The 24242-nt window shown below is 70.4% G+C and carries 19 protein-coding genes and 1 rRNA gene; 10 read left to right on the top strand and 10 right to left on the bottom strand.

From position 1 onward, the window contains the following. Window positions 1-112: 112 nt before the first annotated feature. The 3 genes from DI005_RS34300 to DI005_RS34310 all read right to left on the bottom strand — a co-directional run bounded on the left by DI005_RS34300 (window position 113) and on the right by DI005_RS34310 (window position 4648). Window positions 113-1639: ribosomal RNA gene (locus tag DI005_RS34300) — 16S ribosomal RNA — on the bottom strand. Between the two features lie 359 nt (window positions 1640-1998). Further along, complete coding sequence (gene glnA / locus DI005_RS34305; protein WP_112276160.1) at window positions 1999-3342, bottom strand: type I glutamate--ammonia ligase; 1344 nt, start codon at window positions 3340-3342, stop codon at window positions 1999-2001. A 28-nt stretch (window positions 3343-3370) separates the two neighbouring features. Next, window positions 3371-4648: an MFS transporter gene (locus DI005_RS34310; RefSeq protein WP_228714170.1), complete on the bottom strand. Its 1278-nt coding sequence runs from the start codon at window positions 4646-4648 to the stop codon at window positions 3371-3373. Between the two features lie 71 nt (window positions 4649-4719). Between DI005_RS34310 and DI005_RS34315 the strand changes: the two genes are divergently transcribed. Continuing rightward, window positions 4720-5709, top strand: coding sequence for a GlxA family transcriptional regulator (locus tag DI005_RS34315; protein WP_113644850.1), 990 nt, complete (start codon window positions 4720-4722; stop codon window positions 5707-5709). A gap of 10 nt (window positions 5710-5719) precedes the next feature. Next, window positions 5720-6412, top strand: a complete 693-nt coding sequence (locus tag DI005_RS34320) for an LppX_LprAFG lipoprotein (protein ID WP_112276156.1) — start codon at window positions 5720-5722, stop codon at window positions 6410-6412. Here the strand turns inward: DI005_RS34320 and DI005_RS34325 are convergent. Next, entirely contained in the window at window positions 6409-7989 is a 1581-nt protein-coding gene (locus tag DI005_RS34325; protein ID WP_369973651.1) for an alpha/beta hydrolase, read from the bottom strand. The genes DI005_RS34320 and DI005_RS34325 overlap by 4 nt on opposite strands. Before the next feature lie 84 nt (window positions 7990-8073). Here DI005_RS34325 and secA2 point away from each other — a divergent pair, with 84 nt between their 5' ends. The 3 genes from secA2 to DI005_RS34340 all read left to right on the top strand — a co-directional run bounded on the left by secA2 (window position 8074) and on the right by DI005_RS34340 (window position 12970). Beyond that, window positions 8074-10398 (top strand): accessory Sec system translocase SecA2, encoded by a 2325-nt coding sequence (gene secA2, locus DI005_RS34330; RefSeq protein ID WP_113644851.1) that lies wholly within the window; start codon window positions 8074-8076, stop codon window positions 10396-10398. Between the two features lie 154 nt (window positions 10399-10552). Next, complete coding sequence (locus DI005_RS34335) at window positions 10553-12277, top strand: NAD+ synthase (RefSeq protein WP_112276222.1); 1725 nt, start codon at window positions 10553-10555, stop codon at window positions 12275-12277. 147 nt (window positions 12278-12424) lie between these two features. Then, window positions 12425-12970: a methylated-DNA--[protein]-cysteine S-methyltransferase gene (locus tag DI005_RS34340; RefSeq protein ID WP_199543474.1), complete on the top strand. Its 546-nt coding sequence runs from the start codon at window positions 12425-12427 to the stop codon at window positions 12968-12970. On the opposite strand, the gene DI005_RS34345 is transcribed toward DI005_RS34340, so the two are convergent. Next, complete coding sequence (locus DI005_RS34345; RefSeq protein WP_113644852.1) at window positions 12937-13515, bottom strand: DinB family protein; 579 nt, start codon at window positions 13513-13515, stop codon at window positions 12937-12939. The two genes, DI005_RS34340 and DI005_RS34345, sit on opposite strands and share 34 nt — an antisense overlap. 27 nt (window positions 13516-13542) lie before the next feature. Continuing rightward, window positions 13543-14232: a DUF998 domain-containing protein gene (locus DI005_RS34350; RefSeq protein WP_112276150.1), complete on the bottom strand. Its 690-nt coding sequence runs from the start codon at window positions 14230-14232 to the stop codon at window positions 13543-13545. Between the two features lie 188 nt (window positions 14233-14420). Between DI005_RS34350 and panB the strand changes: the two genes are divergently transcribed. Then, window positions 14421-15293, top strand: coding sequence for a 3-methyl-2-oxobutanoate hydroxymethyltransferase (gene panB, locus DI005_RS34355; RefSeq protein WP_113644853.1), 873 nt, complete (start codon window positions 14421-14423; stop codon window positions 15291-15293). Between the two features lie 53 nt (window positions 15294-15346). Next, window positions 15347-16306, top strand: a complete 960-nt coding sequence (gene pip / locus DI005_RS34360) for a prolyl aminopeptidase (RefSeq protein WP_112276146.1) — start codon at window positions 15347-15349, stop codon at window positions 16304-16306. Here pip and DI005_RS34365 read toward each other — a convergent pair whose 3' ends face one another. Continuing rightward, a complete protein-coding gene (locus DI005_RS34365) occupies window positions 16307-17755 on the bottom strand; it encodes a PucR family transcriptional regulator (RefSeq protein ID WP_113644854.1) in 1449 nt (482 codons plus the stop codon). 75 nt (window positions 17756-17830) lie between these two features. Here DI005_RS34365 and gabT point away from each other — a divergent pair, with 75 nt between their 5' ends. Next, on the top strand, window positions 17831-19162 hold the full coding sequence (gene gabT / locus DI005_RS34370; protein ID WP_112276142.1) for a 4-aminobutyrate--2-oxoglutarate transaminase: 1332 nt from the start codon (window positions 17831-17833) through the stop codon (window positions 19160-19162). Beyond that, complete coding sequence (locus DI005_RS34375) at window positions 19159-20586, top strand: aldehyde dehydrogenase family protein (protein WP_113644855.1); 1428 nt, start codon at window positions 19159-19161, stop codon at window positions 20584-20586. Before gabT ends, DI005_RS34375 begins: the two co-directional genes overlap by 4 nt. On the opposite strand, the gene DI005_RS34380 is transcribed toward DI005_RS34375, so the two are convergent. The 3 genes from DI005_RS34380 to DI005_RS34390 are packed head-to-tail and all read right to left on the bottom strand — an operon-like array spanning window position 20558 to window position 23104. Next, the gene (locus DI005_RS34380) at window positions 20558-21328 is read right to left on the bottom strand and encodes a helical backbone metal receptor (protein WP_113644856.1); all 771 of its coding nucleotides are present in this window, start codon (window positions 21326-21328) and stop codon (window positions 20558-20560) included. The two genes, DI005_RS34375 and DI005_RS34380, sit on opposite strands and share 29 nt — an antisense overlap. Then, entirely contained in the window at window positions 21325-21705 is a 381-nt protein-coding gene (locus DI005_RS34385) for a DUF4326 domain-containing protein (protein WP_112276136.1), read from the bottom strand. The genes DI005_RS34380 and DI005_RS34385 overlap by 4 nt, the downstream gene beginning before the upstream one ends. After that, window positions 21692-23104, bottom strand: a complete 1413-nt coding sequence (locus DI005_RS34390) for an RNB domain-containing ribonuclease (RefSeq protein WP_113644857.1) — start codon at window positions 23102-23104, stop codon at window positions 21692-21694. Before DI005_RS34390 ends, DI005_RS34385 begins: the two co-directional genes overlap by 14 nt. Window positions 23105-23217: 113 nt before the next feature. Between DI005_RS34390 and DI005_RS34395 the strand changes: the two genes are divergently transcribed. Further along, complete coding sequence (locus DI005_RS34395) at window positions 23218-24165, top strand: AAA family ATPase (protein ID WP_113644858.1); 948 nt, start codon at window positions 23218-23220, stop codon at window positions 24163-24165. The last annotated feature ends 77 nt before the right edge of the window (window positions 24166-24242 follow it).

The raw sequence follows: 24242 nt of genomic DNA on the forward strand, positions 1-24242 counted from the left end.
AATAGTCTTTGGTCCACAAATCCTCGAGCAACCACCATCCGAACACTCGCCGGATCCAGTGGCCACCCCCACACCAGCCAAAACCAGCGCGGGAAGTGAAAATGCTCCTTAGAAAGGAGGTGATCCAGCCGCACCTTCCGGTACGGCTACCTTGTTACGACTTCGTCCCAATCGCCAGTCCCACCTTCGACCACTCCCCCCGGGCGAACCCGGTTGGGCCATGGGCTTCGGGTGTTACCGACTTTCGTGACGTGACGGGCGGTGTGTACAAGGCCCGGGAACGTATTCACCGCAGCAATGCTGATCTGCGATTACTAGCGACTCCGACTTCACGCAGTCGAGTTGCAGACTACGATCCGAACTGAGACCGGCTTTAAGGGATTCGCTCCACCTCACGGTATCGCAGCCCTCTGTACCAGCCATTGTAGCATGTGTGAAGCCCTGGACATAAGGGGCATGATGACTTGACGTCATCCCCACCTTCCTCCGAGTTGACCCCGGCAGTCTCCCACGAGTCCCCGGCATAACCCGCTGGCAACATAGGACAAGGGTTGCGCTCGTTGCGGGACTTAACCCAACATCTCACGACACGAGCTGACGACAGCCATGCACCACCTGTACACAGGCCACAAGGGAACCGACATCTCTGCCGGAATCCTGTGCATGTCAAGCCCAGGTAAGGTTCTTCGCGTTGCATCGAATTAATCCACATGCTCCGCCGCTTGTGCGGGCCCCCGTCAATTCCTTTGAGTTTTAGCCTTGCGGCCGTACTCCCCAGGCGGGGCGCTTAATGCGTTAGCTACGGCACGGGATACGTGGACAGCACCCCACACCTAGCGCCCAACGTTTACAGCGTGGACTACCAGGGTATCTAATCCTGTTCGCTCCCCACGCTTTCGCTCCTCAGCGTCAGTATCGGCCCAGAGACCCGCCTTCGCCACCGGTGTTCCTCCTGATATCTGCGCATTCCACCGCTACACCAGGAATTCCAGTCTCCCCTACCGAACTCAAGTGATGCCCGTATCGACCGCAAGCCCCAAGTTAAGCCTGGAGTTTTCACGGCCGACGTGACACACCGCCTACGAGCTCTTTACGCCCAATAATTCCGGACAACGCTCGCACCCTACGTATTACCGCGGCTGCTGGCACGTAGTTAGCCGGTGCTTCTTCTCCAGGTACCGTCAGTCACCCTTCGTCCCTGGCGAAAGAGGTTTACAACCCGAAGGCCGTCATCCCTCACGCGGCGTCGCTGCATCAGGCTTCCGCCCATTGTGCAATATTCCCCACTGCTGCCTCCCGTAGGAGTCTGGGCCGTGTCTCAGTCCCAGTGTGGCCGGTCGCCCTCTCAGGCCGGCTACCCGTCACCGCCTTGGTAGGCCATCACCCCACCAACAAGCTGATAGGCCGCGGGCTCAACCTGTACCGCCGAAGCTTTCCACCACCACAGATGCCTGCAATGGTCCTATCCGGTATTAGACCCAGTTTCCCAGGCTTATCCCAGAGTACAGGGCAGATTACCCACGTGTTACTCACCCGTTCGCCACTCATCCACCCAGCAAGCTGAGCTTCAGCGTTCGACTTGCATGTGTTAAGCACGCCGCCAGCGTTCGTCCTGAGCCAGGATCAAACTCTCCAACAATGCTGTCAAAGAAACCTGGCTATCAAACAACAATAGCCTCAAAGAAACCCACAAAAAAGGGGCAAAACTATCAAAGACTACAAGCTCACAAACACACTGTTGAGTTCTCAAACAACACGATGTTGTATTTCCAGCTTTTTGACCCGAAGCGTCGTGCAACTTCAAGACTTATGTCGGAAGACTTAGCTCGGAAGTTGTACCCGCTTCAGGGCCGACCAGTAACGCTACCCGGTACGTTTCGCGGTGTCAACCCGCTCGTCCCGGCCGCTCCTGGCGACGAAGAGAAGATTACACGCCCTGGAACAGGCCGGAACGAGGGGGGTACCTAACGTGAGTATTCGCAGGTCAGGGCCTGTTTCTCACAGCACGGGCAGCAGCGTGCGGAGTTCGTAGGGAGTGACCGCGCTCCGGTAGTTGTCCCACTCGACGCGCTTGTTCCGGAGGAAGAAGTCGTAGACGTGCTCGCCGAGGGCATCCGGCAGCAGCTCCGACTGCTCCATCTCCGTGAGCGCCTCACCCAGGTTCTGGGGCAGCTCGGCGTAGCCGGCGGCCTTGCGCTCGGAGTCCGACAGCGTCCAGATGTTGTCCTCGGCGGCGGGCGGTAGCTCGTAGCCCTTCTCAACGCCCTTCAGTCCGGCGGCGAGGATCACCGAGTACGCGAGGTAGGGGTTGCACGCCGAGTCCAGCGTGCGGATCTCCACCCGGCGCGACGACGCCTTGCCGGGCGAGTACATCGGCACCCTCACCAGCGCCGAGCGGTTCGCCCTTCCCCACGACACCGTCGTCGGGGCTTCTCCGCCCCTGATCAGGCGCTTGTAGGAGTTGACCCACTGGTTGGTGACCGCCGAGATCTCCCTCGCGTGGTGCAGGAGCCCCGCGACGAACGCCTTGCCCGTGTCCGACAGCTCGTACGGATCCTCCGGGCTGTAGAAGGCGTTCTGATCACCTTCGAACAGCGAGACGTGCGTGTGCATACCCGAGCCGGGCTGGCCGGTGAAGGGCTTCGGCATGAACGTCGCGCGCACGCCCTGCGTGAGGGCGACCTCCTTGACGACGTACCGGAACGTCATGACGTTGTCGGCCATCGTCAGCGCGTCGGCGTAGCGCAGGTCGATCTCCTGCTGGCCGGGAGCGCCCTCGTGATGGCTGAACTCCACCGAGATGCCCATCGCCTCGAGCGCCTCGATGGCGTGCCTGCGGAAGTGGGTCGCCGTGGCGTGGCTGGCCTGGTCGAAGTAGCCGCCGTTGTCCGCGGGCTCCGGCTCGCTGCCGTCCTCGGGGAGGCTGGCGAGCAGGAAGAACTCGATCTCCGGGTGCACGTAGCAGGTGAAGCCGGCCTCCCCCGCCTTCGAGAGCTGCCTGCGCAGCACGTGCCGGGGATCGGCCCACGACGGCGAGCCGTCGGGCATCGCGATGTCGCAGAACATCCGCGCCGAGTAGTGCCCGCCCTCCGGCGTCTCCCAGGGCAGCACCTGGAACGTCGACGGGTCGGGCTTGGCGACCATGTCCGACTCGTAGACGCGCGCGAAGCCCTCGATGGCCGAGCCGTCGAACCCGATCCCCTCGCTGAAGGCCCCCTCCAGCTCGGCGGGCGCCACGGCGACCGACTTCAGAAAACCGAGCACGTCGGTGAACCAGAGCCGCACGAACCGGATGTCGCGTTCCTCCAGCGTGCGCAGCACGAACTCCTGCTGGCGATCCATGCCGCGACCCTAAACGCGGCTTGTTAACTCAATGTTTCGGGGTTGCGCGCTCGTTCGGGCGAATCCGCAGCGACATCAGGGCCGCGAACGCGCAGAGCCCACCCGCGACGTACCACGCGAGGTCGTAGGAGCCGAGGTGGTCGCGGGTCACCCCGGCACCGAACGCCGCGAAGGCCGCTCCCACCTGGTGCGAGGCGAACACCCAGCCGAACACGATCGGGCCCGCCATTCCGAAACGTTCCCGGCACAGCGCGACCGTCGGCGGGACCGTGGCCACCCAGTCCAGGCCGTAGAAGACGATGAACGCCCACATCGGCGGTTCGGTGGTGGGCGCGAAGAGCTGCGGCAGCACGATCAGCGAGGCGCCTCTGAGGGTGTAGTAGGCGCCGAGCAGCCAGCGCGGGTCGACGCGGTCGGTCAGCCAGCCCGACGCGATCGTGCCCGCGATGTCGAAGAGGCCCACCAGCGCCAGCAGTCCGGCCGCGGTGGTGTGGGGCATCCCGTGGTCGTGTGCCGCGGGCACGAAGTGGGTGCCGATGAGACCGTTCGTCGAGGCACCACAGATCGCGAATCCGCCAGCGAGCAGCCAGAACGTCGGCGTGCGGGCGGCGTCGCGCAGCACGGTGAGCGCACGGACCGCGCTGCCCTTCGGCGCCGGGGGCGGCTCCTCCTCCGCCTCTCCCCCGTACGGGGTCGTGCCGACGTCACTGGGCCGGTCACGCAGCAGGAGCAGCACCACCGGCACGACGGCGAGCGCGGCACCGGCCACCGTCAACGACGCGGGTCGCCAGCCGTGCTCGGTCGCCAGCGCCGCGATCAACGGCAGGAAGACGAGCTGTCCGGCGGCGCCCGCCGCCGTGAGCACCCCGCTCACGAGTCCCCGGTGCCGCACGAACCACCTGCTCGTGACGGTCGCGACGAACGCCAGCGCCATCGCACCGGTACCAGTGCCGACCAGCACACCCCAGCACAGCAGCAGCTGCCAGCTCGCCGTCATGAAGACCGTGAGCCCGCTGCCCGCCGCCACGAGCAGCAGCGCACCGGCGACGACGCGCCGCATGCCCAGCCGCTCCATCAGCGCGGCGGCGAACGGGGAGATGAAGCCGTAGAGCAGGAGGTTGATCGACACGGCCGCCGAGATCGTGCCCCGTGACCAGCCGAACTCGTGATGCAGCGGGTCGATCAGCACGCTCGGGGCCGCCCGGAAGCCGGCAGCGCCGACGAGGGCGACGAACGCGGCCACGGCGACGAGCCAGGCCCAGTGGACACGGCGGGAACGCAGCGGTACGGCGCGAACTTCGGTCACGGGCAACAGCCTGAAGAACAACGATGATCCACACGAGCGGCAAGAATGCCAATATGTGCAAGAATCTTGCCATGCACAGGGTCGTCGTACTCGCGATCTCCAAAGCCGTCGGCTACGACATGCAGATTCCGCCCGCGATCTTCAAGGCCGCCCGGCGGAACGGCCGACCGCTCTACGACGTGCGGATCTGCGGGGTCGACGACCAACCGGTGCGCGTCAGCGCCGGCTACAGCGCCGTGCTCGAACACGGGCCGGAGGCGCTCGACGACGCCGACACCGTGATCATCCCCGGCACGCACGTCGAAGGACCCCGCCGCCACGGCACGCTGCCCGACGACATCGCGGCCGCGCTGGATCGCGTGCCCGCGCACGCGCGGATCATGTCGATCTGCACGGGTGCCTTCGTGCTCGGTGCGGCCGGCCTGCTCGATGGCAGGCCCGCCACCACGCACTGGGCCTTCGCCCAGAACTTCCGCGCCCTCTACCCGAAGGTCCGTCTCGACGAGAACGTGCTGTTCGTCGACGACGGCGACGTGCTGAGCTCGGCCGGGCTGGCCGCGGGCGCCGACCTTTGCCTGCACGTCATCCGCGCCGATCACGGCAGCGAGGTCGCCAACTCCGCCGCCCGCTACTGCGTGGTGCCGCCGTGGCGGGACGGCGGGCAGTCGCAGTTCATCGACCGGCCGCTGGTCGAGGCCGGGGTCGGCAGCACGGCGCCGACGAGGGCGTGGGCGCTGGAACGGCTCGGCGAGCCGCTCGATCTGGCCACGCTCGCGGCCCACGCCAACATGAGCCTGCGGACGTTCAGCAGGCGCTTCCGGGAGGAGACCGGCCTGCCGCCGCACACCTGGCTGACGCGGCAGCGAGTGCTCCACGCGCGGCATCTGCTCGAGACGACGGACCTGCCCGTCGACCGGGTCGCCGCCGAGTCGGGTCTCGGCAGCGCGGCGTCGCTGCGCCAGCACCTCAACGCGGCGATCGGGGTGTCCCCGCTGGCGTACCGGAAAACGTTCTCCCAGCGAGCGGGAGGCGTGAGCGAAAGGGTCGAAACGCACCGCTAACGTAGGTCGCATGGTGTCCCGACGGATCCTGCTCGTCGTCCTCGCGCTCGGGTTGCTCACCGGCTGCACGTCGGCGCCGGGCACCAGCGGCCCCCTGCCCGACGGAGCCACGCTGGTCGACGCCTCGGCCGATGCCCTGCGCGACCTCGAGAGCGTGCGGTTCGACTTCCGCGTGAGTAGTGCGATCCCCGGGCTTTCCATCCGCGCCGTCGACGGCGTGGCACGGCGCTCGGACGGGCGGTACGGCTACGCGCGCGGTGACGCCGACGTGCAGCGGCACACCGACCGGGCGCAGTACGACTTCTTGCTCTCCGGCGACCGGCTACGGCTGACCGACCGCGACGGCGACCAGTTCGAGCAGGCCGTGCCCGAGCAGTTCGTGCCCGCCCGGATCCTCGACCCGGAGCACGGCCTCTACCAGCTGCTCACCCACGCGACCGCGCTGCAGACCGAGACCCGCGAGGAGCTCGACGACGTGACCGCGTACCGGGTCAACGGCGAGCTGTCGCGAAAGGTCGTCTCGCAGCTCGTGCCGGGCATCCAGGCCGACGTCGACGTGAAGTTCTGGGTCAGCGAGCAGCAGAACCGCAACCTTCTCCGGCTCTGGATCCAGGTGCCGCCGCGGCAGAAGAACGAGGGCTCGGTGATGCTCGAACTCGCGCTCTCCGACCACAACCGGCCCGTCGAGAGCATGCAGGACTAGCAGCGGGCCCCTTCTTCGGGGAGTGTGCCCTCGACGAGGTACTCGACGCCGATGTCGTCGACGCAGGAGACGCCCTGCAGGAACACCGTGTGCTGGTTGCCCTCGTACGTGAGCAAAGCTCCCTTCATCGCCTTCGCCAGGTTGACTCCGGCCTGGTACGGGGTCGCCGGGTCGTTGGTCGTGGAGATGACGAGGGCGGGCGGCACGCCCTCGACGTTCGGCAGGTGGGGCTCCGAGGTGTTGGGCACAGGCCAGAAGGTGCACGCGTCACGGGCCGACGACGGGGGCGTTCCCGGGTCGAGGAACGGCGCGACCTTGGCGTAGCGCTCCTGCGCCTCGCGGATCTTGTTCTTGTCCGTGACCCTCGGGTCGTCGACACAGCGGACGGCGACGAACGCGTCCTGCGTGGTCGAGTACTCGCCGTTCGCGCTCCGCTCGTTGTACATGTCGGCGAGCCCCATGAGCGCGCTGCCCCGGCCCTGCCTCAGCTCGCCGAGCGCGCTGTTGAGGTGCTCCCACAGCTGCTCGGTGTAGAGCGCCTGGATGGTGCCGGTGGTGGCGTCCTCGTAGGAGAGGCCACGCCCGTCGCCGACCTGGACGGGGTTGTCGATGAGCGGGCGGGTGAGGTCCTGGTAGGCCTTGGTCGCGCCGGCGGGGTCGCTGCCCAGCGCACAATCCTGCTGCTGCGCACACCAGCCGGCAAACTCGCCGAACGCCTTGCCGAAGCCCTCGCCCTGCGCGACCAGCGACTCCACGAGGTCCTGCTCCGGGTCGAGCGCACCGTCGAGCACGAGCGCGCGCACGTTCTTGGGGAACGCCTCGGCGTAGGTGTAGCCGATGCGCGTGCCGTAGGAGTAGCCGAGGTAGCTGAGCTTCTCGTCGCCGAGCACCGAGCGCAGCACGTCGAGGTCCTTCACGACGTCGCGCGTGCCGAGGTGGGCCAGCATGTCCTTGCCGTGTTCGGTGCGCTGGGCACACCGCTGCGCGAACTCCCGCTCCTGCCGCTCCGTCTCGGCGACGCCCTGCGGGGTGCCGTCGAGCTCGGAGTCGTCGCCGCGATCCGCGTCGCGCTCGTCGCCGGTGAGGCACTGCACGGCGGGCTCGCTCGCGCCGATCCCGCGCGGGTCGAAGCCGACGATGTCGAAGCGCTCGCCCAGCTCCTGGTTCGCGACACCGGGGGCGAGCGAGGCCGCGGCGGTCATCCCGGACGCACCCGGACCGCCGGGGTTGAGCACGAGGGATCCGATCTTGTCGTCGCCGCTGGCCCGCTGGCGCAGCACGCCGAGGGTGATCGTGGTGCCCTCGGGATCGGAGTAGTCGAGCGGCACGGTCAGCCGCGCGCATTCGAGGCCGTCGCCCTGAAACGTGGAGCGGGCGCTGTCCGATGTCGCGTAGGGCGCACAGTCGCCCCAGTCCAGCGCCTGGCCGTAGAACCGGTCGAGGCCGGCGGGCACTGGGCCGGTCGGGCCGGTCGGCTCCGACCTCGGCTCCGAGTCCGAGGCCGACGAGCAGGCCACCAACCCGCTCAAGGCGAGTAGACAGGCAGCCAGGGACAGGTAGCGTTTCTGCGCGGGCACATGTCGATCGTGCCATTGGCACAGGAACTCGACGGCACCAGCATTGCGTTGGGCGTGGCAGAGACTCGAGATGGGAGACCACGGGTGGCGTTGATGAGCCGGGTGGGCAAACGGCTGCGCAGGATCATCCAGCGCCCGGGGAGCGTGGAGCTCACGCGCTACGAGGCGCTGCTCCCCGCGATCGAGAAGCGGGAATCCGAGCTGGAGGGCCTCTCCGACGAGCAGCTCACCGACGCCGCCGCCGCGCTGCGGAAGGTGGACCCCTTCGGCAACGAGCAGCTGATCGCCCTGTGTGCGCTCGGCCGGGAGGCGGCCCGCCGCGGGCTCGGCGAGCGCGCGTTCGACGTGCAGCTGCTCGGCACGATGGGCCTGCTGTCCGGCCACGTGGTGCAGATGGCGACAGGCGAGGGCAAGACACTCGCCGGCGCGCTGGCGGCGGCAGGGTACGCGCTGCAGGGCAAGCGCGTGCACGTCATCTCGGTGAACGACTACCTCGCCCGCCGCGACGCGGAGTGGATGCGCCCGGTGTACGAGCGGCTGGGCGTGCGGGTCGGCTGGGTGGAGCCGTCGCTCACCGCGGAGGAGCGGCGCGAGGCGTACTCGGCCGAGGTCTGCTACGGCGCGGTGAGCGAGATCGGGTTCGACGTGCTGCGCGACCGGCTGATCACGCGGGAGGAAGACCGCGCGCAGGCGTCGCCGGACGTGGCGATCGTCGACGAGGCCGACTCGGTGCTGGTGGACGAGGCCCGCGTGCCGCTCGTGATGGCCGGGTCGGTGGACGCGGGGGTCGCCGACGAGGAGGTCGCCAACATCGTCCGACGGCTGCGTCCGGGCCTGCACTACGAGACCGACGCGGACGGCCGCAACGTATGGCTCACGTCGGCGGGCGCGTCGGTGGTGGAGAAGTCGCTCGGCGGGGTGGACCTGTACGACGAGGAGGGCTCCGACCGGCTCGCGTCGGTGAACGTCGCGCTGCACGCGCACGCGCTGCTCACGCGCGACGTCGACTACCTGGTGCGCGACGGCAAGGTGCAGCTCATCAACGCCTCGCGGGGCCGGGTCGCCGAGCTGCAGCGGTGGCCGGACGGGCTGCAGGCGGCCGTGGAGGCGAAGGAGCAGCTGGCGCCATCGGACCACGGCGAGATCCTCGACTCGATCACCGTGCAGGCGCTGCTGGCCGGGTATCCGCAGGTGGCGGGCATGACGGGCACGGCGGTGGCGGTGGCCGAGCAGCTGCGCGAGTTCTACAAGCTCGAGGTGGCGGTGATCCCGCCGAACACGCCGAACATCCGCGAGGACTCGCCTGACCGGATCTACGCGTCGCCCGGCAAGAAGCTGCGGGCGATCGTCGAGGAGATCCGCACCGTGCACGAGAGCGGACGGCCGATCCTCGTCGGGACCCAGGACGTTGCCGAGTCGGAGGAGCTGGCGGAGAAGCTCGCGAAGGCGGGCCTGCCGTGCGTGGTGCTGAACGCCCGCAACGACGCCGAGGAAGCGGCGATCATCGCGGAGGCGGGTACCTACGACCGGATCACGGTGTCGACTCAGATGGCGGGCCGGGGCACCGACATCCGCCTCGGCGGCGCCGACGGGGCGGACCGGGAGCGGGTGGCCGAGCTGGGTGGGCTGCACGTCATCGGCACGGCGCGGTACCCGAGCAGCAGGCTCGACGATCAGCTGCGCGGGCGCGCGGGCCGCCAGGGAGACCCTGGCAGCTCGGTGTTCTTCGCGAGCCTCAACGACGAGCTGGTGCTGGCGAACGCTCCGGACGTACCGGAGGGCATCGAGGCCGACGACGAGACCGGGGAGATCACGGACCCGGCCGCGCACCGGCAGATCAACCACGCGCAGCGGGTGGCCGAGGGCGTGGACCTGGAGATCCACCGCAACACGTGGCGCTACACCCGGCTGATCGAGCATCAGCGGGCCGAGCTGCTGAAGTGGCGGGACGAGGTCCTGAGCACCGAGGCGGCTCGGGAGCTGCTGGAGGCGGCGGAGCCGGACCGGTTCAAGGAGCTGGCGGAGACGCTGGACGAGGACGCGCTCACGCGGGTGTGCCGTGAGGTGCTGCTGTACCACCTCGACCAGCTGTGGGCGGACCACCTGGCGTTCCTGACCGACGTGCGCGAGACGATCCACCTGCGGGCGATGGCGCGGGAGACGCCCCTGGACGAGTTCCACCGCGCGGCGATCCCGGAGTTCCACAAGATCCGTGGCGAGGCTGAGAAGCGGTCGGCGAAGACGCTGGTGGAGGCCGAGATCACCGAGGACGGCATCGACCTCGCGGCGGCGGGCGTGCGCAGGCCGACCTCGACGTGGACCTACCTGGTGCAGGACAACCCGTTCGACTCCGACGCCGAGCAGGCGTTGAAGAAGGTGCGCGGGCTACTGCGGAAAAAGCGCGGCTGAGCGGAGGCTCATCGGGGAGCAAGGGAGCTTTGCTCTCGTTTCGCGGGAGTAAAGCTCCCTTGCTCCCATTTTCGTGGGGTTCCTGAGGCGGGTGGGACACCCGGGTGCGCGCCGACACATGAGCATCGGCGCGGCCGTGCGCGAGAATGGGGGCATGCCGCAACTGCGCATCGCACTGGCCCAGGTGAACCCGACCGTCGGCGACCTGACCGGCAACTCCGAACTGATCGTCGACTGGGCGCGCAAGGCCGCGGAGGCCGGCGCGCACGTCACCGTCTTCCCCGAGATGTCCCTCACCGGTTACCCGGTCGAGGACCTCGCGCTGCGCAAGGCGTTCGCACAGGCGTCCCGGGCCCAGGTCGAGACCGTCGCCCGATCGCTGGCCGACGCCGGCTGCGGCGAGATGCTGACCTACGTCGGCTACCTCGACCAGGACGAGGAGGGCCCGCGCAACGCGGCCGCCGCGCTGCTCGGCGGCGAGATCGTGGCGAGCCAGTTCAAGCACCATCTGCCCAACTACGGCGTCTTCGACGAGCGTCGCAACTTCAAGCCCGGCCACACGCTCGACGTGGTCCGGCTGCACGGGCTCGACATCGGGATGGTGATCTGCGAGGACCTCTGGCAGGACGGCGGGCCGGTGTCCGCGCTCGGCGAGGCAGGCGTGGACCTGATCGTGTCGCCGAACGCCTCGCCGTACGAGAAGTCGAAGGACGACGTGCGCCTGCCGCTGGTCGCCGGGCGCGCCCGCGAGGCTGGGGCCCCCGTCGTCTACACCAACCAGGTCGGTGGTCAGGACGACCTCGTCTTCGACGGTGACTCGATCGTCGTCGGCGCGGACGGGCAACTGCTCGCCCGCGCGCCGCAGTTCGTGGAGCACCTGCAGGTGCTGGATCTGGACCTCCCCGCGGGCGGCCACTCCGCCGAGGGCGAGTTCGCCGGGCTGCGCGTCAGCCGCCGGATACTGAACGCCGAGCCGCTGCCCGCCTACGAGCCGCTGCCGGAGCCGACGATCAGCGAGCCGCTGTCGGAGGACGCCGAGGTGTGGTCGGCACTAGTGACCGGCCTGCGGGACTACGTCCGCAAGAACGGCTTCCGCTCGGTGATCTTCGGCTTCTCGGGCGGCATCGACTCGGCCGTCACCGCCGCGCTGGCCGTCGACGCGCTCGGGCCGGACGCCGTGCACGGGGTGTCGATGCCGTCGGAGTACTCGTCGGAGCACTCCCGTTCGGACGCCGCGGAGCTGGCGCGCAGGCTCGGCTGCCACTTCCGGACCGAACCGGTGGCGGACATGGTGAAGGTGTACGTGGACCAGCTCTCGCTCGCGGGGACCGGTCTCGCCGAGGAGAACATCCAGGCCCGCACCCGGGGCATGCTGCTCATGGCGCTGTCCAACCTGGAGGGTCACCTGGTGCTGGCCACCGGGAACAAGACCGAGCTGGCCGTGGGCTACTCGACGATCTACGGCGACGCCGTCGGTGGCTTCGCGCCGATCAAGGACGTGTTCAAGACCCACGTCTGGGCGCTCGCCCGGTGGCGCAACGCCGAGGCAGAGAAACGGGGCGAGACCCCGCCGATCCCGGAGAACTCGATCAGCAAGCCGCCGTCGGCGGAGCTGCGCCCCGGTCAGCTCGACACGGACTCGCTGCCCGACTACCCGCTGCTCGACGACATTCTCGACGACTACGTGGAGGGCGACCGCGGCTTCAAGGACCTGCTCGCGGCCGGCTTCGACGCCGAGGTGGTCGACCGGGTCGTGCGCATGGTGGACAAGGCCGAGTACAAGCGCAGGCAGTATCCACCGGGCACGAAGATCACCTTCAAGGCGTTCGGGCGGGACCGCCGGTTGCCCATGACGAACGCCTGGCGCGAGACACACTGAGGCCTAGACGGGAGCAAAGCTCCCTCGCTCCCGTCTGGCCGGAGCAAAGGGTCCCCCGCTTCCGAAAAACGGGAGCAAAGCTCCCTTGCTCCCTTGCTCCCTCAGGGCGGGGCGATTCTGTCGGACCGGGGGCGTAGCGTGCGGATCGTGGCGACACAGGGGTTCGCGGTGTACGAGACGCCGATCGGGCACTGCGGCATCGCGTGGGACGAGCACGCCGTAATCGGCAGCCAGCTGCCAGAGGGCGGTGAGGAACGGACGCGCGCCCGCATCGCGCGACGCTTCCCGGATGCCGTCGAGCAGGAACCGCCCGAACACGTCCGGCGCGCCGTCGACGCCGTCAGGGCCCTCCTGCGTGGCGAGGACTCACCCGAGCTCGCCCACGTGCCCCTGGACTTCGGCCGCGTGCCGCCCTTCCACGCGCGCGTCTACGAGGTCGCGCTCGCGATCCCGGTGGGGCGGACCATGACCTACGGCGAGATCGCGGCACAGCTCGGCGATCCCGGTTCCGCCCGCGCGGTGGGCCAGGCACTCGGCAGCAACCCGTTCGCGCCCATCGTGCCGTGCCACCGCATCCTGGCGGCCGGCGGCAAGAAGGGCGGCTTCTCCGCGCACGGCGGCACGAGGACGAAGCTGGAGATCCTCGCCATCGAGGGCGTTCACGTCGAGGAGCCCACGTTGTTCGACCTGTAGCGCCACGGCTTCAGGAACGGCGTCTCCGGCCAGCCCTCGGCCGCCGCCATGAGGGGGAACGCGGTGGCCCCGTCGATCGACTCGCGCAGGATGTCGGCGTGCCCCGCGTGGCGCGCCGTCTCCTCGATCACCCGCAACAGCACCCAGCGCACCGACCACGCCCCCACGTCGTCGGGGAACCACGGCACGTCCTTGGGCACGGGCACGGGCCTGCCGAGGTCGTCGATCCCGGCGACGATCTCCTCGGTCTCCGTGGCCACGAGCTCGTACTCGGTGATCACGTCGGCGAGCGTCTCCCCAGGGGCCATCCCGAAGTCGGCTCCGCCGTCGGGGACGTGGCCGAGCACAGTGCCCAGCCAGCCCCGCTCCGTCGCCGCCACGTGCTTGATCAACCCGCCGATGCTGAGCGCGCTGACGGTCGGTGTCGCCCTCGCCTGCTCGTCGGTGAGGCCGTACGCCGCCAGGCACAGGACGTAGCGCTGCTGCGCGAGGTACCCGAGGAGCGCCTCCCGCTCATCGGCGACCGGACCGACCAACCCGGGCATGCCACCTCCTCCCCGTCCGCACGGCGCTCACCCGCGCGAATCCTCCCATCGCGTCCGCACGTGCCGACCCGTGGTGAGCAGGTACGTCCCGCCGCACACGAGCACCGCGGCGCCGCCGAGCAGCTGCATCCGCATCACCAGGCCCACGAACTGGCCGGATGCCGCCACGCTCAGCGCTACGAGCGCCACCCACGCCGCCGACTCCACCGCCACGATGATCGAGGGCACGATCCGCCAGCGCCCCTCCCACCAGAGCAGCAATGTCACCGGGCCGAGCACGTAGACCACGCTCAACAGCACGGAGATCACGAAGTTGAGGTTGTGGGACACCGAGTGCGCGGACTGCCGGCACATCGACTCGATCGACGAGGCACAGTCGAGGGGGAACGCGGCTCGCAGGATCAGCAGCGCACCGAAGACCCCGACCGCCACGATCGTCGTCCGTGCCCGCCACTGCACGGGCGCCAGCCGCGCGAGCGGCGGGCAGGCCAGCAGGAACGCGATTCCCGCCGTGAGCTCCAGGGTGCGGAACAGCTCCCCGTACGGCTGTCCCCGCGCGCTGAGGTCGTTGGGCGCGGCGTGCAGCGGGGAAAGCCCTGTGTCGAGGAAGAACTCGGCCATCCAGCCCACTTGAGCGGTGGTGCCGATGCCGACCAGCCCCACTCCGGCCACGCGGACCGCCGCGAGAGTGTGGATGCGGTTCAGGGTCGGCAGCATGGCGAAGTACTTATCACGCTGGGCGATCAGTCGGGAACCCAACAGGTTCGCCCGGACTCCCCGCTCCGGCGTGTGAAGCTGGTCGCAGGGACTTGGACGGGACCCTTCGCGGTGCCACGCTCGTGTCATCAGCGATCCACGACCCGGGGACCTCGCACGAGGCCTCGAGGGAAGGACGGTCGACGACGATGTCCATGCCTGACAACGCGGGCGAAGTCTCCGCACCTTACGGTTCCGGCCCCTCGGCGCAGGCCACTCCGCCGCGCAAGAAGGTCCGCATTCACCACCTCCGTGAGCTGAAGGAACGCGGCGAGCCGTGGCCCATGCTCACCGCCTACGACATGTACACGGCCGAGCTGTTCGACGAGGCGGGCATTCCGGTGCTGCTGGTCGGCGACTCGGCCGCCAACAACGTGTTCGGCTACGACACCTCGCTGCCGGTGACGGTCGACGAGCTGCTCCCTCTGGTCCGCGCGGTGACGCGCTCGGTCAAGCGGGCGCTCGTGGTGGCCGACCTGCCGTTCGGCTCCTACCAGCTCTCGCCGCAGCAGGCGCTCGAGACGTCCGTGCGGTTCATGAAGGAGGGCCGCGCGCACGCCGTCAAGCTCGAGGGCGGGCGCCGGTTCGCGGCGCACGTCGAGGCACTGACCTCGGCAGGCATCCCCGTGATGGGGCACATCGGGTTCACGCCGCAGAGCGAGCACAACCTCGGCGGCTACCGGGTGCAGGGCCGCGGCTCCGCGGCCGACGACCTCCTCGCCGACGCGCTGGCGCTGCAGGAGGCGGGTGCGTTCTCCGTCGTGATGGAGATGGTGCCCGCCGAAGCCGCCAAGCGCGTGACCCACGAGCTGAAGATCCCGACCATCGGCATCGGGGCGGGCCCGGACTGTGACGCGCAGGTGCTGGTGTGGCAGGACATGGCGGGCCTGCGCCGAGGCAAGGCGCCGCGATTCGTCAAGCGGTACGCGGACGTGGCGGGGGTGCTCTCCACCGCCGCGCAAGCGTTTGCCGACGAGGTCCGCCGCGGCGAGTTCCCCGCCCCGGAGCACGCCTTCCACTGATCCGGGTGCTATGAACGTCGCGGAGACGTTCAGGGCTGGAGGCGTGGGGCCACATGGAGGAGCTGTACCCGGCGCTCTCGCCGCACACCTCGGGAATGCTCGACGTCGGCGACGGCCACTCCCTGTACTGGGAGGTCAGCGGCAATCCCGCCGGTAAGCCCGCCGTGGTGCTCCACGGCGGGCCCGGCAGCGGGAGCGCTCCGTTGAGCCGTCGCCACTTCGACCCGGCCGCGTACCGGATCGTGCTGTTCGACCAGCGCGGCGCGGGGCGCAGCACGCCGCACGTCAGCGATCCAGAGGCCGACCTCTCCGCCAACACCACCTGGCACCTCGTGGCGGACCTGGAGAAGCTGCGCGAGCACCTCGGCATCGAGCGCTGGCTGGTGTTCGGCGGCTCATGGGGCGCGACGCTCGCGCTGGCCTACGCCGAGACGCACCCCGAGCGCGTCAGCGAACTCGTGCTGCGTGGCGTGTTCACCGCCAGGCGCAGCGAGCTGGACTGGATCTACAACGGCGGCGCGGCGAACCTCTTCCCCGAGGAGTGGGCCGACTACCTCGCGCCGGTGCCCGAGGACCAGCGCGGCGACCTCGTCGACGCGTACCGGCGGCTGCTCGACGACCCCGATCGCGCGGTCGCCGAGCGGGCGGCGGTGGCCTGGAGCGCGTGGGAGGGCGCGATCGTCTCGGTCGTGCCGCAGCAGGGCTACCGGGTGGGCTACAGCGCGCCCTCGTTCGCGGTGCCGTTCGCTCGCATCGCGCTGCACTACTTCGCCAACGACGCGTGGCTGGAGGACGGGCAGCTGATCCGCGACGCGGGCAAGCTGGCCGGCATCCCCGGCGTGCTGGTGCAGGGCCGCTACGACGCGGTATGCCCACCGGCGACGGCGTACGAGCTGCACCGCGCGTGGCCGGACTCGGAGCTGGTGCTGCTCGAGGGCGCGGGTCACGCGATCACCGATCCCGGGATGCTCGCCGCTCTGCGCAGGGCGCTGGACTCCTTCGCCGGCACCTGATCAGACCTGCAGGGCGAGCCACAGCTCCGCGCGCACGCCGGGCGAGCCGAGGTCGCGGCCGGTCAGCTCGGCGACCTTCGTGATGCGGTTGCGCAGCGTGTGCCGGTGCACGCCGAGCCTGGCCGCCGCGGCGTCCCAATGCCCGTTGTGCTCCAGCCAGCAGCGCAGCGACTCCAGCAGCTCGCCCCGGCCGGTCGCGTCGTGCTCGCGCAACGGAGCCAGCAGCTCGCGCGCGAACCCTCGGGCCGCGGCCGGGTCGATGAGCGCGAGAACTCCGTCCGCGGCGTGGTCGGCGTGGCGGACCGTCGGCCTGCCCGCCGACCGCGCCGCCTCTGCGGCCTGCTCCGCCCGCCGTCGAGCCAGTTCGAAGTCCACTGTGGACAACGAGACCCCGGCGTGCAGCCCGGTGATCCGCTCCGGCAGGTTCAGGATCTCCGGCTCCTCCCCAAGCACCACCACGGTCTCGCCGTGTTCGGCGAAGAACGCGCGCTCGTGCTCGCTCTCCAGGATCTCCAGTGCCGCAGCCCTCGCCCGAGCCGTGCCCACCAAGACCACCACCGGCCCCGGCCCGGCGGGCGCGTCACCGAAGACGGTGCGGGCGGTGTCGAGCGCCAGCTCCGTCCTGCCGTCGAGCAACAACCGCAGCAGCCCCGCACGCAGGCCCCGGAACATCGCTCCCCGCGCCCGGTCACGTTCCTGCGCAAGCGAGAGGAGAGCGGTCGCCGTGGTGACGATGTGCTGACCGGCCGCGTCGAGCCGCGTGGGCCTGCCCACCGCGAGGAACCCACGTGTTCGCGTGCCCAGCGCCTGCACCACCACCTCCTCGCCCGCCACGGTCGCCAGCCGCGAACCGGTGCGCACGCGGTCCAGCTCGGCCCGCAGCGGCTCCGCGAACGACCGGGCCGACGCCGGAGCGGACTCCCGCACCCCGCCCGTGCCGTCGAGCAGCAGCACCCAGCCGTCGACGAGCTGCGCGAGCCTGCGCACGAGCGCGCCGGGGCCGCTGCGCCGCAGCGCGGTCCTGGTCAGCTCCTGCTGGCCCCGGCCGGTGCGCACGACCGACTCGTACTGCTCGGCAGCCAGCGCCGCCGACACCGCCTTGGTGATCGCGATGAACGGCGTGGGCACGGGCACCTCCAGCAACGGCAGCCCCACTCGCTCCGCCGCCTCCACGAGTTCGCCGGGCACCTCGGCGTGACTGAGCCCGACCCCGAAGCCCAGGCCGGTCACGTTCGCGCCGACGAGCCTGCCGACGTAGTCGCTCGCCTGCTCGGCCGCGAAGGTGAGGCCCGTGGTGAGCAGCAGCTCGCCCCCGTCGAGGTACGGCGAGGGATCGGCCAGCTCGGTCGGGTGCACCCACGTGATCTCGCGGTCGAGCCCGGCCCGCCCGGCACGGACCCGCAGGCCGAGCGAATGCCGGGCGACGAGCGCGCGCGGGGTGAGTGCCATAGTGGCCAATTCTAGGCGCGAAATTGGACGATTCGGCAGGCTGACGGCGCTCGAACCCCGACTCATCCTGGGGGCATGACCGCCACGACACACCGCCGCTTGCGTACCGAGATCCCCGGCCCCGCCTCGCGGGCACTGCAGGAGCGCCGCGCGGCCGCCGTCGCGAACGGGGTCAGCTCGGTGCTGCCGGTCTACGTCACCTCCGCCGACGGCGGCCTGCTCACCGACGCCGACGGCAACACCCTCATCGACCTCGGCTCCGGCATCGCCGTGACCAACGTCGGCCACGGCGTGCCCGCCGTGGTGGACCGGATCCGCGAGCAGGCGTCGGCTTTCACGCACACGTGCTTCATGGCGACGCCCTACGAGGGCTACATCGAGGTGTGCGAGGCGCTCGCCGAGCTGACCCCCGGCGCGCACGAGAAGCGTTCGGCGCTGTTCAGCACGGGCGCCGAGGCCGTCGAGAACACGGTGAAGATCGCGCGGGCCGCGACCGGGCGGCAGTCCGTCGTGGTGTTCGACCACGCCTACCACGGGCGCACCAACCTGACGATGGCGCTGACGGCGAAGTCGATGCCGTACAAGCACGGCTTCGGCCCGTTCGCGCCCGAGGTGTACCGCGTCCACGGGTCCTACCCGTTCCGCGACGCACCAGGGCTCACCGGCGAGCAGGCCGCCGCTGCCGCCATCGACCAGATCGAGAAGCAGCTCGGCGCCGACTCGGTGGCCGCGGTGGTGATCGAGCCGATCCAGGGCGAGGGCGGGTTCATCGCGCCCGCACCCGGATTCCTGCCCACGCTCTCGCGCTGGTGCACCGCGAACGGCGTCGTGTTCGTCGCCGACGAGGTGCAGACCGGGTTCTGCCGCACCGGCGACTGGTTCGCGTGCGACAACGAGGGCGTGGTGCCCGACCTGGTGGCCACCGCGAAGGGCATCGCGGGCGGGATGCCGCTCGCCGCCGTCACCGGCCGCGCCGAGCTGCTCGACGCCGTCCACCACGGCGGGCTCGGCGGCACCTACGGCGGCAACCCGGTCGCGTGTGCGGCCGCGCTCGGTGCCATCGAGACGATGCGCACCCGCGACCTCGCCGCCGCGGCGCGGAAGATCGGCGAAGCCACGCTGCCCCGCCTGCGCGCCCTGGCCGCCGAGACCGGCGTGATCGGCGACGTCCGGGGCCGCGGCGCGATGCTCGCGGCCGAGTTCTGCAAGCCGGGCACCACCGAGCCCGACCCGGAGGCGACCAAGCGGGTCGTCGCGGCCTGCCACGCCGAGGGCGTGGTGGTCCTGACCTGCGGCACGTACGGCAACGTCGTGCGACTGCTGCCCCCGCTGACGCTGCCGGAGGAGCTGCTCGAAGAGGGCCTCGCCGTGCTGGAGCAGGCCGTCCGCGAGGAGGCCGCCCGATGACCACACCGTTCTGGGTCGCGGGCAAACCGGTGAGTGGCGCCGAAACCGTCACCATCCGCAGCCCCTACGACGGCGCGGAGGCCGGCCGCCACGCCGTACCGTCCACATCGGACATCGAGTCGGCCGTGGCCGCCGCGGACGCGGTGCGACACGAAGCCGCGACACTGCCCGCACACGTGCGCGCCGGTGCACTGGACCACGTCTCGCGCGTGCTCGCGGAACGGGCCGAGGAGTTCGCGGCGCTCATCACCGCGGAGTCGGGCAAGCCCCTCAAGTGGGCACGGGCCGAGGCGGGCCGCGCGGCGTCGACGTTCCGCTGGGCCGCCGAAGAAGCCCGCCGCTTCTCCGGCGAGCTGCAGCGGCTGGACACCGATCCCGGCGCGACGGGGCGGCTCGCACTCGTGCGCAGGGTGCCGAGGGGTCCGGTGCTCGGCATCACGCCGTTCAACTTCCCGCTGAACCTGGTGGCACACAAGGTGGCGCCCGCGCTCGCGGTCGGCGCGCCGATCGTGCTCAAGCCCGCGCCCGCGACGCCACTCACCGCGCTCGGTCTCGGCGAGGTGCTCGCCGAAACCGACCTTCCCGAGGGCACCTGGTCGATCCTGCCCGTCGGCAACGAGCAGTCCGCCGCGCTGGTGACCGATCCTCGGCTGCCGGTGGTGTCGTTCACCGGCAGCGTGCCGGTCGGCTGGGGCATCCGCGACGCGGCTCCCCGCAAGCACGTCACGCTGGAGCTGGGCGGCAACGCCGCTGTCGTCGTCTGTCCCGATTGGACCGAACTGGACTACGCGGCGGAGCGGATCGCCACGTTCGCGATGTACCAGGGCGGCCAGTCCTGCGTGTCCGTGCAGCGGGTCTACGCACACCGTGACGTGGCGACCGAACTCACCGAGCGCGTGATCGAGAAGGTGCGCGCGCTCGGCACCGGCGACCCGCGCTCGGCCGCCACCGACGTGGGTCCGCTCATCAACACGGCCGCGGCGGAGCGCGTGGAGTCCTGGGTCTCCGGTGCGGTCGCGGCGGGCGCCCGCTGCCCAGTCGGCGGGCAACGCGACGGCGCGACCGTGGCGCCGACCGTGCTCACCGACGTGCCCGAGGACACGCAGGTGATGGCCGACGAGGTGTTCGGCCCCGTCGTCGCGATCAACACCGTCGACTCGGTCGATGAGGCGTTCCGGCACGTCAACGCGTCGCGCTTCGGACTGCAGGCCGGGGTGTTCACGCGCGACCTGCCCACCGCGTTCGCGGCGTCGGCGCGGCTGGAGGTCGGCGGCGTGGTGATCGGCGACGTGCCGAGCTTCCGCGCCGACCAGATGCCCTACGGCGGGGTGAAGGACTCCGGCGTCGGCAGGGAGGGCCCCGCCTCCGCGATGGCCGACCTGACCGAGGAGCGGATCACCGTGCTGACCGGAGTGCGGCTGTGAGCTCGCGGTGGGCGTCGACGAGTGACGGCCCGTACCAGGTGAGGTAGCGGCCCGAGACGAGCACGTACGGCACGCCGGGGAACGCCTCGGGCCCGTCGTCGTCGGTGAACTCGTACGGCTCGTCGGGCAGCACGAGCAGGTCGGCCTCGCCAGAGTCGAACCAGCCGCGCAGTTCGTCGAGCTTCGGGCGCGGGTAGCGGTCGGTGTGGTCGCCGTACACGGTCGCGACACCGAGGCGGTGCAGCACGTCGCCGCCGAAGGTGTCACGGCCGAGCACCACCCACGGCTTGCGCCACACCGGGACCACGGCGCGCGCGGAAAGCGGCGCGGTCTCGCCCCACAGCGCCTCGGCCTCGGTCAGCCAGCCCGGAGCGTCCACGCCGAACGCCTGCGTGAGCAGCGCTCGCAGCGACACGAGCGCGGCAGGGACGGTCTCGGGCGCGGCCATGACCCACACCGGCACACCCTCGGCGCGCAGCCGCTCGACGTCCTCGGGCCTGTTCTCCTCGGAGTTGGCGAGCACCAGGTCCGGCCGCAGGTCCAGTACCTTGTCGACCTTCGGATACTTCGACCCGCCGACTCGGGGCACGGCCAGCTCCGCCGGGTGCGTGCAGTAGTCGGTGGCCCCGGCGAGCGCACCCGGCACCGCGGCCTCGATCGCCTCCGTCAGCGCGGGCACGAGCGACACCACGTGGCCCGGACTTCCGCGCAGGGGGACGTCGGCACCGAGGTCGTCCTTCATCGGCAGTACTCCAGCAGCACGTCGGCGTGACAGGGTTCGGGGGCGCACCAGCAGCCCAGCGCGCGCCCGGAGAGCTCCCCGTCACGCAGCCGCTGGATCAGCTCCGGCCTGCCCTTCAGGTACTCACGGTAGTGCCTGACCATCGCCGCCCGGTCGGTCTTGGCCTCCTTGACGAACGGGTTGGCGAAGTCGGACTGCGGCCACGAGTGCCGGTTGCCGGAGTGGCCGATGTAGACGATCAGGTCGTGCTCGACCAGCCACGGCACGAGATGCTTGTGCGGGCCGGACTTCCGCACGTTCACCACGACGCTGTGCCCCGCGAGCACCTCGTCGCGCAGCTTCTCCTCCGCTTTCGTCCACGTGTCACGCGCGCTCAAAGGACACCTTCCTCTTCTCGATGTCCACCGCGGTCAGCCGCACCGTGATCCGGCCACTGTCGGGGAAGCCGGTGCCGCCGCACTTGCCCAGCACGGGCGGGTTCTCCAGGAACACCTCCGCCTTGGTCTCCTCGGCCCGCAGCACCACCGCGTCGAACGTCCGCCCGACGTGCTCGGCGAGGATCCACGCCTCCACCTGGTCGAGGCAGGCGCGTTCCACCCTGGCCGCACGGTTGTCCGAAGCGCTCATCAGCTCGGGCAGCTCGCCGAGCGCCTCGCGCACCCAGTCCGGCACGGGTCTGCCGTGAGTGACCGCGAGGCAGACCTCTGTCGCGAACCGGTCGACCAGCCGCCGGATCGGTGCGGTCACATGGGCGTAGGGGCCGCCGATGCCTGCGTGGGCCGCGGCCGAGGGCCTGCCGCCGTCGAACGACGTGTACCCGGCGCCGCGAAGCAACCGCGTGGTGCCCGCGTAGAGCGCGAGCGACGCGGGGTTGCGGGGGTCGAGCCCGGCCAGCAGCTCGGAGACCGTCGCTCCCCGCGGCCAGTCGATGCCCAGCGCGTGAGCGGAGCGGCGCAGCCAGTTGACCGTCTCGTCGTCGGCCTCGGGCAGCGTCCGCAGCACCCCGACCCCGGCCTCGAGCATGATCGACGCCGCGACCATGCCGGTGAGCAGGGAGATCTCGGCGTTCCACGCCTCGACGTCAGGACGCGGACGGCGGGTGAGGATCCACCCGCCGTCCGGCCCCGCGACGATCTCCTGCTCGGGCAGTTGCAGCTCGACCGCGCCCCGGCGCACGGCCAGCTCGCGACGGCGCCTGCCGAGCGCGGGCAGCGCCGACATCGAGGGGTGCGCGGTGCCCGCGGCGAGCCCTGCGGCAACCGTCTCGTAGTCGAACCGCTCCGTCGAGCGCACGAGCGCGCGGCGGACGTGCACCGACACGGGCTCGCCCTCGGCATCGGTGTCGATCGTCCACAGCACCGAGGGCCGCACCATGCCGGGCAGGAGGCTCGCGGCACCCTCGCTCAGCTCGGGCGGATGCAGCGGGACGTTGCCGTCGGGCAGGTACAGCGTCTGGCCGCGCCTGCGGGCCTCCCGGTCGAGCGGCCCGCCGGGCGGCACGAACGCGGCGAGGTCGGCGATGGCGTACTGTACCCGGAAACCGCCCCCGGCCAGCGGTTCGATGAGCACCGCCTGGTCGAGGTCCTTCGAGCCGGGAGGGTCGACGGTGACGAGCGGCAGGTCGGTCGCGTCCTCCCTGGACCCGTCGCCCGCGGGATCGCCCGCGACGGACTCGGCCTCCGCCAGGACGTCGGCGGGGAAGGATTCCGGCAGCTCGAACTCGGCGCGCAGCGAGGCGAAGTCGCCGGCGCCCGGCGTGTGGACCGCGAGAGCCACCCTTGAACCCTAACGCCGTTCCGCCGTTGACATGACCTGATCGGGTCCGAGCCGCCCGGGTGTACCTTGCCACCAAAACTAATGAAAACCGGTCTCACTTTCAGGAGCTCTTCGTGAAGGTCGCCTTCGTCGGCAAGGGCGGCAGTGGCAAGACCACGCTGGCCTCGCTGTTCACCTCCTCGCTCGCCGATGCCGGACTCCCCGTGCTGGCCATCGACGCGGACATCAACCAGCACCTCGCCGTGGCGCTCGGCGCGAGCCAGGAGCAGGCGGACGCGCTGCCGACCCTCGGCGACAACCTGCCGCTGATCAAGGAGTACCTGCGCGGCGACAACCCCAGGATCGCGAGCGCGGACGCGATGATCAAGACGACCCCGCCCGGCCGCGGGTCGCGGCTGATGACGCCGAGGGAGCACAACCCGATCACCGACGCCTGCTTCCGCGACATCGCGGGCGTGCGGCTGGCCGTAACCGGCCGGTTCGCCGAGGACGACCTCGGCGTTGCCTGCTACCACTCGAAGACCGGTGCGGCGGAGCTGCTGCTCAACCACCTCGTCGACGGTCCGGGCGAGTACGTGGTGGTGGACATGACCGCGGGCGCCGACGCGTTCGCCTCGGGTCTCTTCACGCGCTTCGACGTGACCTTCCTCGTGTGCGAGCCGACAGTGCGCAGCGTCGGCGTCTACCGGCAGTACACCGAGTACGCGCGGGACTTCGGCGTTCGGCTCGCGGTGGTTGGCAACAAGGTGACCGACGAGGAGGACGTGGACTTCCTGCGTGAAGCGGTGGGCGCCGATCTGCTCGGGTGGGTCGGCACGTCGAAGCACGTACGCGCCGCCGAACGCGGGCAGACGAGGCCGATCGGCGAGCTGGAGCCGCACAACCTCGGAACCCTGCGCACCATGCTGTCCACAGTGGATGCGACCGAGCGCGATTGGGAGAGGTACCACGCGCAGGCGGTGGAGTTCCACCTGCGCAACGCGCGGTCGTGGGCGGGTCAGGAGCTGGCCGACCAGGTGGACCCCGATTTCGTCCCGGGCCCCTTGGCGGCAGTGGACTGACGGCGGCTGCCGCGAGTCCCCCGCTCCCGCACGCGAGTGGCCCGCTCCCGCACGCGAGTGGCCCGCTGCCGCACGCG

This window comes from Prauserella sp. PE36, from assembly GCF_003311655.1.
GTDB lineage: Bacteria > Actinomycetota > Actinomycetes > Mycobacteriales > Pseudonocardiaceae > Prauserella_A > Prauserella_A endophytica.

Excerpts from the sequence above, each read along its gene's own strand:
- glnA (WP_112276160.1), bottom strand. The coding sequence starts at position 3,342 with ATGGATCGCCAGCAGGAGTTCGTGCTGCGCACGCTGGAGGAACGCGAC.
- DI005_RS34315 (WP_113644850.1), top strand. The coding sequence starts at position 4,720 with ATGCACAGGGTCGTCGTACTCGCGATCTCCAAAGCCGTCGGCTACGAC.
- DI005_RS34320 (WP_112276156.1), top strand. The coding sequence starts at position 5,720 with ATGGTGTCCCGACGGATCCTGCTCGTCGTCCTCGCGCTCGGGTTGCTC.
- DI005_RS34335 (WP_112276222.1), top strand. The coding sequence starts at position 10,553 with ATGCCGCAACTGCGCATCGCACTGGCCCAGGTGAACCCGACCGTCGGC.
- DI005_RS34345 (WP_113644852.1), bottom strand. The coding sequence starts at position 13,515 with ATGCCCGGGTTGGTCGGTCCGGTCGCCGATGAGCGGGAGGCGCTCCTC.
- DI005_RS34350 (WP_112276150.1), bottom strand. The coding sequence starts at position 14,232 with ATGCTGCCGACCCTGAACCGCATCCACACTCTCGCGGCGGTCCGCGTG.
- panB (WP_113644853.1), top strand. The coding sequence starts at position 14,421 with ATGTCCATGCCTGACAACGCGGGCGAAGTCTCCGCACCTTACGGTTCC.
- pip (WP_112276146.1), top strand. The coding sequence starts at position 15,347 with ATGGAGGAGCTGTACCCGGCGCTCTCGCCGCACACCTCGGGAATGCTC.
- DI005_RS34365 (WP_113644854.1), bottom strand. The coding sequence starts at position 17,755 with ATGGCACTCACCCCGCGCGCGCTCGTCGCCCGGCATTCGCTCGGCCTG.
- gabT (WP_112276142.1), top strand. The coding sequence starts at position 17,831 with ATGACCGCCACGACACACCGCCGCTTGCGTACCGAGATCCCCGGCCCC.
- DI005_RS34375 (WP_113644855.1), top strand. The coding sequence starts at position 19,159 with ATGACCACACCGTTCTGGGTCGCGGGCAAACCGGTGAGTGGCGCCGAA.
- DI005_RS34380 (WP_113644856.1), bottom strand. The coding sequence starts at position 21,328 with ATGAAGGACGACCTCGGTGCCGACGTCCCCCTGCGCGGAAGTCCGGGC.